The sequence below is a fragment of the Bacteroides pyogenes DSM 20611 = JCM 6294 genome (genome assembly GCF_000428105.1).
Classification (GTDB): domain Bacteria; phylum Bacteroidota; class Bacteroidia; order Bacteroidales; family Bacteroidaceae; genus Bacteroides; species Bacteroides pyogenes.
The window spans coordinates 1-10,288 of sequence record NZ_ATZH01000055.1 but is presented as its reverse complement, the minus strand read 5'-3'; the positions used below and the strand labels follow the sequence as shown (position 1 = coordinate 10,288).

Here is a 10,288-nt window from a genome sequence, read left to right as displayed (position 1 = left end):
GCTTATTACTAAGTTGAAGAGCAATATGAAAGGGGCTTTGATGAGCGTCTCCGATAAGCTCTTGCTCAGAAAGAGGGCTATTATAGAAACCGTGAATGATGAGCTGAAGAATATTGCACAGATAGAGCATTCCAGACACAGATGCTTTGATAATTTCATCGTCAATCTGCTCGGTGCTATTGCTGCATATTGCTTGTTCCCAAAGAAGCCGTGCATCAATGTACAGAGGACACTGGATACACAACTTGCACTATTCTAAATTCGTCGAACTCACGTTATTTATTAATCGCCGACTGGGGTTGTCCATCTGGCTGACTCTAGACGGCTGCTTGGACAACAATAGTCGACCAGGTGGACAACTCCAGTCGGCTTCTCAGATACAAGCCGTTCAATTGGCCAAGATTGACAATGCCGATGCGAAGGTTACAGGCTGTGAAAGTACGTGCAAACTGTGGGGATTACCTCATTCTTTATAACAACAATCTTCGATAAAAAATGGGTAAGACAACGTCCGTTCGATAAAAATCAGCGGATTTGTCAGCAATCAAACCTAATATGTCAGCAATCTGACCATCGCTTCAGCCGGATATTAACATCTTTGCACCAGGCTTTACAAGTATAAAGCACAATCTTACGTTTAATCTTTAAAATGCTAAGAACGATGAAAAAAGTAGCACTAGTCCTATTTTTATCCGTTTGCTTCGCGCAACAATCCTGTTCGTCGGATTCTATTGGAACGGAACCGGAGGAAAATCCACAAAACATTCTTTTTTTTAAAGACGATTTCAACTTTTTCGACGAAAAAGTATGGACAAAAGAGACTCATGAACCCGGCTGGACCAATCAGGAGCTGCAAGCATACGATGCCGCCCATGTATCGGTTGGAAAGGACGGGAACAAATCGGTTCTGATTCTTACCGCCGAACGCAAAGGGAATAAAATCTATTCAGGCAGGGTCAATTCAAAAGGGAAAAAGAGTTTCAAGTATCGCAAGATAGAGGCAAGCATCAAGCTTCCCAAAACCAACGGCGGGCTGTGGCCTGCGTTCTGGCTGATGGGAGACAACGACAAAGAATGGCCGGCATGCGGAGAAATAGACATTATGGAAATGGGAGAACAGAGCGGAATGGCTGAGGGCGATTCGGAAAAACAAGTGAACACCGCCATTCACTATGGCCCCAGCGTAGCGGCTCACGAACAGCAATACTACAAAGCGAATGTTGCCAACAGCCTGCAAGACGGCAATTATCACACCTACTCTCTGGATTGGGATGAAAACAGCCTGACAATATCCGTCGACAACGTCAAGTTTCATACGTTCGACATTAGCTCGAACACATACTTTCATGACAACTTCTACATCTTGTTCAACCTCGCCGTGGGAGGTGCGTTTACAGGGATTACCGACATTAATAAACTGATGGGCCTGAAAGACGGTGAGAAAGTGAATATGTACATCGACTGGGTGAAAATATTATAAGAATCTTAAATATACATGCTATGAATATGGAAAAATGTAAGTATCTACTGTTTTGCGGAACACTCGCCCTTTGGATGGCGGGAGGTTTCCAGCAAGTGTATGCAGCAACGGAACCAAGTTCCCAAGCTATTCAACAACAAAGTAACAAGGTAACCGGAAAAGTGAGCGATGCCACAGGGCCCATCATTGGGGCTTCCGTAGTGGAGAAAGGAACTGCCAACGGAACGATTACCGATCTGGATGGAAATTTCAGTTTGAATGTAAAAGCGGGAGCTACGCTCGTTGTTAGCTACGTGGGTTATAAATCCGAAGAGGTAAAAGCGGAAAAAGGTCCTTTGAACATCACCTTGAAAGAGGATGCCAAAGCATTGGATGAAGTCGTAGTTACCGCCCTTGGCATCAAGAGAGAGCGCAAAGCGTTGGGCTACGGCATTGACGAAGTGAAAGGCGAAGCCTTGACCAAAGCCAAAGAAACGAATGTTATCAACTCCATGGCAGGACGTGTGCCAGGCTTGGTAGTCAGCCAGACTGCCGGTGGTCCTTCCGGTTCTACGCGCGTTATTCTGCGAGGCAGTACCGAAATGACCGGCAATAATCAGCCTCTTTATGTAGTGGACGGTGTACCTCTGGACAATACCAACTTCGGCAGTGCCGGTACAAACGGTGGCTTCGACTTGGGCGACGGTATTTCGAGCATCAATGCCGATGACGTAGAAAACATGTCGGTATTGAAAGGCCCTGCAGCGTCCGCACTTTATGGTAGCCGTGCCAGCCACGGTGTTATCTTGATTACAACCAAGCGCGCCAACAAGGATAAAATCAGCGTGGAATATAACGGAACGCTGACTTTCGACACCCAACTTGCCAAATGGAACGATGTGCAACAAATATATGGTATGGGAAGCAACGGCACTTATAGCTATGATGCCATATCCAACACAAACAAAAGTTGGGGCCCCAAAGCAGACGGTTCAAACATGCTGAAGTATTTCGACGGCGTGGAACGCCCTTTCCTCATTGTCCCCGACAATACGTCCAACTTCTTCCGCACGGGTATCACCGCCACCAACTCCGCCATCGTAGGTGTGAACAGCGGAAAAACCGGAATTCGCTTTACCTATACGGATATGCGCAATAAAGACATTGTTCCCCAAACGCACATGAGCCGTGACATTTTCAACCTGCGTGCCAATACGTCTGCAGACAAGGTAGACTTGGATTTCAGCGTCAACTATACACGGGAAGACGTGAAGAACCGTCCGGCACTGGGCGACAGCAAGTCTAATATCGGTAAAAACCTGATGACCCTCGCCACCACCTACGACCAGGAATGGCTGAGAACCTATCAGACTGCCAACGGCGAATATTCCAACTGGAACGGCATGGATCCCTACAACGTGAATCCATACTGGGATATCTATAAGAACTTCAATAAATCCAAGAAAGATTTGTTCCGCATGAACGGCAAGGCCGTATGGAACATCGACCCACATCTGAAACTTCAGGCAACGTTGGGTGCCGAACTCAACTGGTTCACGTTCGATGATTACAAAGCGCCTACCACTCCCGGATTCGAAGCCGGAAGACTTCAAAACAGCGCTTTCCGCAACCGCATGTACAACTTTGAAGTGTTGGCTCTCTACAACAACCATTGGGGTGATTTTGATTTCAACGCTACGTTAGGCGGCAATGTATATAAGGTGAACAACCAGACTACCGTTACCACCGCTCAAGACATGAAGATACGCGATGTCCCTTCACTGACGAGCTTCAACGAGATCAGTGTAGTGCCCGGCAGTTACCGCAAACAGATTAATTCGGTTTACGGAGCAGTGAACGTGGGATGGAGACACATGCTTTACCTCGATGCCACGTTGCGTGGCGACCAATCGTCTACCCTTCCCATTGGCAACAACATGTATATGTATCCTTCTTTCTCCGGTAGCTTTGTATTCTCTGAGCTGACAAAACTGGGCGACCTCCTGCCTTATGGAAAGGTGCGTATGTCATGGGCGCAAGTAGGTAGCGATACCGATCCTTATCAATTGGGACTCGTCTATACGAAATCCAAATATGCTTATCCCGGATATACCATCGGATATATCGATAACGGAACCATCCCCAACAAAGACTTGAAACCAACCAAAACAAACTCCATGGAAATGGGATTGGAATTGAAATTCCTGAAGAACCGTATCGGACTGGATTTCACCTACTATTCTCAAATCAGTAAAAACCAGATTATGGGAATGGCAAGTTCCTGGACAACCGGTTATAACTATCGCCTGATTAATGCCGGCAAGATAGAAAACAAAGGTATTGAGATTGCCCTTAGCACACGACCGATTCAAACACGCGATTTCTCTTGGGACATTAATCTGAACTTCTCCAAGAACAGCAACAAGGTAAAAGAACTGGATGGCAAATCGGATATGTTTGAACTGGAAAAGGCGTCCTGGCTCGACGTTCAGATAGCCGCTAAGGTAGGTGAGAACTTTGGTTCTATTGTAGGCCCGGACTTCCAACGGAACGAAAGGGGAGATATTCTGATTGACCCGCAAACCGGTCTGCCGCAATATGACAAGAGCAACCACGTATTGGGTAATGCCTCTTGGGACTGGACAGGTGGATTGCTCACCAACTTTACCTACAAAAATTTTTCGCTGGTAGCGGTATTCGATGTGAAAGTAGGCGCCGACCTCTATTCCATGTCTGCCCGTGCTGCTTACGAATCAGGTAAAAGTCCGGAAACATTAGCAGGCCGCGACGCCTGGTATCGCTCGGAAGAAGAAAGATTGGCAGCCGGCATTGCAAAAGGAGCCGACAACTGGAAGCCGACAGGCGGATTCGTTGCTCCGGGTGTCATCGACAACGGTGACGGAACGTATCGCCCCAACGACATCTACATCAATCCGGAAGACTACTGGATGAGCGTTTGCCGTAATGCGCCTTCTATGTTTATTTACGACAACTCATACGTGAAATGCCGTGAACTGACGTTGAGTTACAATGTGCCCAAATCCTGGCTGAAGAATGTAGTAAACGGACTGACCGTTTCGTTTGTTGCCCGCAATCCGTTCATCGTATGGAAAAATATCCCGAATATCGACCCGGATTCAAACTACAACAATACCACCGGTATGGGACTTGAATACGGTTCGTTGCCTTCACGCAGAAGCTATGGTTTTAATGTAAATGTGAAATTCTAAAAAGATATACCATGAGACAATCTAAATACATCACAATCATCACGATGGCATGTGCCCTGTTTTTCGCTTCTTGCAGTGATGAATACATGGAAAACATGAATACCGACCCTTCCAAGGCCGCTACCATCGACCCGAATGCGCAGCTCACCACTGCCCAACTGCAAACGTACGGAGACCTTAGTATGATGGAAATCTACCGTAACTACCATTATGCATTCACCCAACAACTGATGGGATGTTGGAACACCACCAACTACGGCGGACGCCATACGCTAGACAATAATGAAATGAGCCGTATCTGGACATCGTTCTACACTCAATCCTTGAAGAATATCATTGATGCTCAATATCGCACAGCCGAAGATGCAGAGAAAGTGAACATCAACTCTGTGCTCCGCATTTATCGGGTTTATCTTATGTCTATCATCACCGACACTTACGGAGACGCTCCTTTCAGTGAAGCCGGCCTGGGATTCCTCGAAGGAAAGTTCAATCCGAAGTATGACAAACAGGAAGATATTTACAACGCTTTCTTTCTGGAGCTGGAAGATGCCGTCAACAAAATCGATCCGACCAAAGATAAAGTGACAGGTGACCTCATCTATGCCGGTGACGTAACTAAATGGCAACAACTGGCAAACTCGCTTCGCCTTCGTTTTGCCATGCGAATCTCCAATGTCAATCCTACAAAAGCGCAAACGGAATTTGAAAATGCTTTGGCTGCCAATGGGGGTGTAATAACGGACGCCTCAAGCGATGCGCTCATCAAATACATGACAATCGCATTTAGTTTCGGACAAGAAGCTTACTCTGATTATCGCGGAAATTCATTGTCGCAGTTATTGTTCGGCAACGACCCCGCCAATAATCCAAGTTACCTCTGTTCCACTTTTTTTAATCAGTTATACAAATCCGGTGATCCCCGTACATTCAAAATTTCCCGTTGTTATTATGACGGCTTGATGAGTGCCACCAGTCCCGACAATCGTGTCGACATCACCCAGGAGATGATTGAAAAAGGGATTGCTTTCAGTCCGCGCGACCCGGGTGCCTACTCGTGGGAACCATGGCCTACAGGATACGACAGCGATATTTGTAAGGAATTAGCCATTAACAATCCTTCCGTTACGGTCACTATGGCTCGTGAAGTGGAACCCAAACTTGCCAATAATTTCCTAAAAAGCGATAATCCGGGCGTGGTGATGACCTCTGCAGAAGTGAAATTCCTGATGGCGGAAGCTACCGTGAAAGGTTGGAAAGTCGGCAGTGTTTCGGCAGAAGCTCTTTATAAGCAAGGAGTGCGTGCGGCTATGGATTTCCTGACAGACAACTACGGTTGCATGGCTACTACTGATGCAGAGTTCGATGCATTCATTCAAGATAAAGGGGCATTCGGACATACGGACAATCAGAAACTCGAAGCCATCAATACACAGGCTTGGATTCTTCACTTTACCAATCCTGCCGAATGTTGGGCAAACGTGCGTCGTTCCGGTTATCCGAAGTTGAAATCACCGGCAGAATATGGGTTCGGACAATACCTCACCGGTGGAACGGAAATTCCGGTACGTCTCTGCTACCCTGTATTGGAATCTTCCTATAATAAGGAAAACTACCATGAAGCCATCGAACGCATGGGAGGAACAGATAATTGGCACAGCCTTCTGTGGTGGGATACTGAAAACTAACTATTAAACAATCATCCATTATGAAAAAGATATATATTGCACTATTTGCCCTACTCGCTGTAGGCTCCACATTTACTGCATGCACCGAGGAAGAACCATTCGCTACGGTGACAGAGAATGATGATCCGCATATCCTTGCCCCAGTGTTCCCCGACAGGACGAACGGCCAATTGGCTACATTCGCCAACATCAGCCGGGATGCGAACTTATCCATCGCGCTGACCGTGACTCCAAAAGATTACACCACAGTAACCTGGTTCATTGATGGGCAGGAAGTAGAATCGGGTACCGACTCCGACAAGGCAATCAACCGTAGTCTGAAAGCCGGTACGTATAATTTGAAAATAGAAGTGGAAACTGTGAAAGGGAAGAAGACTTCCCGTGAAGGATTAGTGGTGGTCAACCCATTGGCTGATGACCCTCAATCTAAGGAAGTAGCCTTTGAGAGAATGGTATCTCCCGGCAAGACTGCCCGTTTATATGGCAGTAATCTACAGAAGGTAACGGCCATCCTCTTGGGAGGAAGCACGATTACCGCTCCCACTTATGTTGAATCGGCAGACGGGGACTATCTGGAATACACCGTCCCGACAGGCGTAAACGAAGGCAATTACCGCATCGTTTTGCAAGATGCTGACGGCAATGAATATGGAGCCGACATGGTGAAAGTGACCAATGCTTCCCTTATCATTTCGGGAGCTAACCGGGCTACTGCCAACGTGGATTGGACCATTTCCGGCATCAATCTCGAAAACATCGCTTCTCTAACCATCGACGGGCAGACGGTATCTCAATTCAGCAACCAATCTTCTACAGAGATTACGCTGACTTGTCCGGATTTGTCTGATGGAAGCTATACGCTGACAGGCAAAACTCATAGTGGAGCAGATGTGCAGTTCTTGAACGACAATGCTACAACTACCGAACAGACTGTGACCGTATCTACCGAAATAACGCTTTGGTCAGGACACCATTACGTTTCGTGGGATAAGCCGGACGGTGATCCCAACAAAACTTTTGGTTTGATTCCAATGGATGTGTTTGCCGGTATCACAGCCGGGTCGATATTGAAAGTAGTCTACTCCATAGAACCAACCGCCGAATATCATCAGATGAAACTTGCCACAGGTTGGTGGACTGACCTGACAGATAAGATAGAATTTACGGAAAACGGTGAATACACACTAATACTGACACAAGACATCTTGAATAAGATTCAAGATGAAGCCGGATTCTTATGTGTAGGACATGGCTATTATGTAGACCTGATAACCATAAAGTAATGAATACCAGATTGAATAAATAATACTACTTAAAAACAAATCATAATGAAACTCAGAAATATTATATTAATGACCGCATCTGTCGCAATGACTGCCTGTTCTAAACAGGCAGTTCCCACTACCATTCCTGAAGACGCTAAAATAGAACAACAAGTGGAAAAGCTTCTATCAGAGATGGACCTTGACGCCAAGATAGGGCAAATGACCGAGCTTGCTATTGATGTATTAGGAGAGACGATAAATGGAGAATTCCAATTGGACGAGGCAAAACTCCACAAAGCGATTGCTAAATACAAGGTAGGTTCGTTTCTCAATGCTCCCGGCCCGGTAGCACAAAGCCCTGAAAAATGGAACGAGATTATCGGTCGAATACAAGAACTGTCGATGAAGGAGATTGGCATTCCATGTATCTACGGCCTGGATCAGAATCATGGTACTACCTATACATTGGGCGGTACGCTCTTTCCTCAAAATATCAATATGGGTGCTGCCTTCAATCCGGATTTGACCTACGAAGCGGCACGTGTAACAGCTTATGAAACAAGGGCTGGCAATTGTCCCTGGACATACTCCCCCACCGTCGATATGGCACGTGATCCCCGTTGGCCGCGTGTATGGGAAAATTATGGAGAAGACTGTTTAGTCAATGCCATTATGGGCAGTACTGCTGTCCGAGGCTTCCAAGGAGATGATCCTAACCATATTCCCGCCGACCGAATCGCCACCTCCGTGAAACATTACATGGGATACTGCATGCCACGTACCGGTAAAGACCGCACACCGGCTTATATATCGGTTTCCGAACTGCGTGAGAAACACTTTGCACCGTTCAAGGCTTGTGTGGAAGCCGGTGCGCTGACTATAATGGTCAACAGTGGTTCCATCAACGGAAAGCCTGTGCACGCCGACCGCGGACTCCTTACACAATGGCTGAAAGAAGACTTGGGATGGGACGGAATGTTAATCACCGACTGGGCGGACATCAACAATCTTTATACCCGCGAACATGTGGCGGCAAACAAGAAAGAAGCCATCGAAATGGCAATCAATGCAGGTATAGACATGGCTATGGAACCGTATGATCTCAATTATTGTACACTGCTAAAAGAGTTAGTGCAAGAGAAAAGAATACCCATGAGCCGTATTGACGATGCCGTCCGCCGGGTGCTTAGACTTAAATTCCGTTTGGGTCTGTTCGATCATCCGAACACTTTATTGAAAGATTATCCTCTCTTCGGCAGCAAGGAGCATGCACTTATCGCACTTCATGCAGCTGAAGAATCGGAAGTATTGCTAAAAAATAAAGATAATATTCTTCCGCTTCCTCAAGGGAAAAAGCTACTGGTAACCGGTCCGAACGCCAACTCTATGCGTTGCTTGAACGGTGGTTGGAGCTATTCGTGGCAAGGACATCTGACCGACAGATTTGCCGACAAATATAACACCATTTACGAAGCAATCTGCAACAAATTCGGAGCCGGTAATGTCCGTCTGGAACAAGGCGTAACCTACAAACCCGAAGGTGCTTACATGGAAGAAAATGAACCGGAAATTGAGAAAGCTGTGGCCGCTGCCCGCAACGTGGATATTATTATCGCCTGCATCGGTGAAAATTCGTATTGCGAAACACCCGGCAATCTTTCCGAGCTTGCCATCTCTGCCAACCAAAGCAAACTGGTAAAAGCACTTGCCGCTACGGGAAAACCGATCATCCTGATACTCAATGAGGGTCGTCCCCGCATTATCAACGAGTTGGAGCCATTGGCTGATGCTATTATTGACATTCTGTTACCCGGAAACTATGGTGGCGACGCATTAGCGAACATTCTGGCAGGAGACGTGAACCCCAGTGCCAAGATGCCTTACACATATCCTCGACACGAAGCAGCACTGACTACCTACGATTATCGGGTGAGCGAAGAAATGGACAAGATGGAAGGAGCTTACGACTATAATGCGGTAGTCTCCGTTCAATGGCCTTTCGGATACGGATTGAGCTACACCACTTTCGAATACAGCAACTTCCAAACGGACAAATCTTCGTTTACCGCAGGAGATGATTTGCACTTTTCCATAGACGTAACCAATACCGGTAAATATGCCGGAAAAGAAGTTGTCATGCTATTCAGCAGTGATCTTGTGGCTTCGCTTACTCCCGAGAACCGCCGGTTACGAGCCTTTAAAAAGGTGGAACTGCAACCGGGCGAAACCCAAACTGTCACTCTATCCATCAAAGGCAGCGACTTGGCTTTTGTCAATTCCGACGGGCAATGGGTACTGGAACAAGGGGATTTCCGTATGCAATGCGGAAATCAAGTATTGACTATTACTTACAAATAGATATTTATAGGTAGGTATTTATAAGCAATACTTCGGTAAATTTTTACCGAAAAATTAAAAGTCAAACAATAGAACCGGCAAAAGTCGGTTCGAAAACACTAAAGAGGTCATTGAAATGTTGTCAAAACGAATGGTTAAGCATGAAGAAATGTGCTGAAAAAAGTGGGCTAACCTGCTGAAAATAAGGGTGAAAAGTATTGCATAATTCGTTGAATTTTAGTAAATTAGAAGTCTCTCAACTCTTCTGATTATGACTAAAGAAACACTCCTTATGCAATACCAATCCGA

Annotated in this window: 6 protein-coding genes; all 6 read left to right on the top strand. The window is 46.2% G+C overall.

What is annotated here, in order from left to right; all coding sequences use genetic code 11:
* A partial coding sequence (locus C234_RS0112385; protein WP_154656424.1) for a transposase occupies positions 1 to 259 on the top strand: 259 nt, incomplete at its 5' end.
* A 402-nt stretch (positions 260 to 661) separates the two neighbouring features.
* On the top strand, positions 662 to 1,480 hold the full coding sequence (locus C234_RS0112380) for a glycoside hydrolase family 16 protein (RefSeq protein WP_027326026.1): 819 nt from the start codon (positions 662 to 664) through the stop codon (positions 1,478 to 1,480).
* 20 nt (positions 1,481 to 1,500) lie between these two features.
* Positions 1,501 to 4,689, top strand: coding sequence for a SusC/RagA family TonB-linked outer membrane protein (locus C234_RS0112375; RefSeq protein WP_027326025.1), 3,189 nt, complete (start codon positions 1,501 to 1,503; stop codon positions 4,687 to 4,689).
* A gap of 11 nt (positions 4,690 to 4,700) precedes the next feature.
* A complete protein-coding gene (locus tag C234_RS0112370) occupies positions 4,701 to 6,377 on the top strand; it encodes a SusD/RagB family nutrient-binding outer membrane lipoprotein (RefSeq protein WP_027326024.1) in 1,677 nt (558 codons plus the stop codon).
* A gap of 20 nt (positions 6,378 to 6,397) precedes the next feature.
* A complete protein-coding gene (locus tag C234_RS0112365; protein ID WP_027326023.1) occupies positions 6,398 to 7,660 on the top strand; it encodes a hypothetical protein in 1,263 nt (420 codons plus the stop codon).
* A gap of 45 nt (positions 7,661 to 7,705) precedes the next feature.
* Positions 7,706 to 10,000 carry a glycoside hydrolase family 3 N-terminal domain-containing protein gene (locus C234_RS0112360; protein ID WP_027326022.1) on the top strand — a complete coding sequence of 765 codons (2,295 nt, stop codon included), beginning with the start codon at positions 7,706 to 7,708 and terminating at the stop codon, positions 9,998 to 10,000.
* Positions 10,001 to 10,288: the final 288 nt, after the last annotated feature.

What these genes read in the sequence shown, in the direction of transcription:
- C234_RS0112380 (WP_027326026.1), top strand. Translation starts at nt 662, where the DNA reads ATGAAAAAAGTAGCACTAGTCCTATTTTTATCCGTTTGCTTCGCGCAA.
- C234_RS0112375 (WP_027326025.1), top strand. Translation starts at nt 1,501, where the DNA reads ATGAATATGGAAAAATGTAAGTATCTACTGTTTTGCGGAACACTCGCC.
- C234_RS0112370 (WP_027326024.1), top strand. Translation starts at nt 4,701, where the DNA reads ATGAGACAATCTAAATACATCACAATCATCACGATGGCATGTGCCCTG.
- C234_RS0112365 (WP_027326023.1), top strand. Translation starts at nt 6,398, where the DNA reads ATGAAAAAGATATATATTGCACTATTTGCCCTACTCGCTGTAGGCTCC.
- C234_RS0112360 (WP_027326022.1), top strand. Translation starts at nt 7,706, where the DNA reads ATGAAACTCAGAAATATTATATTAATGACCGCATCTGTCGCAATGACT.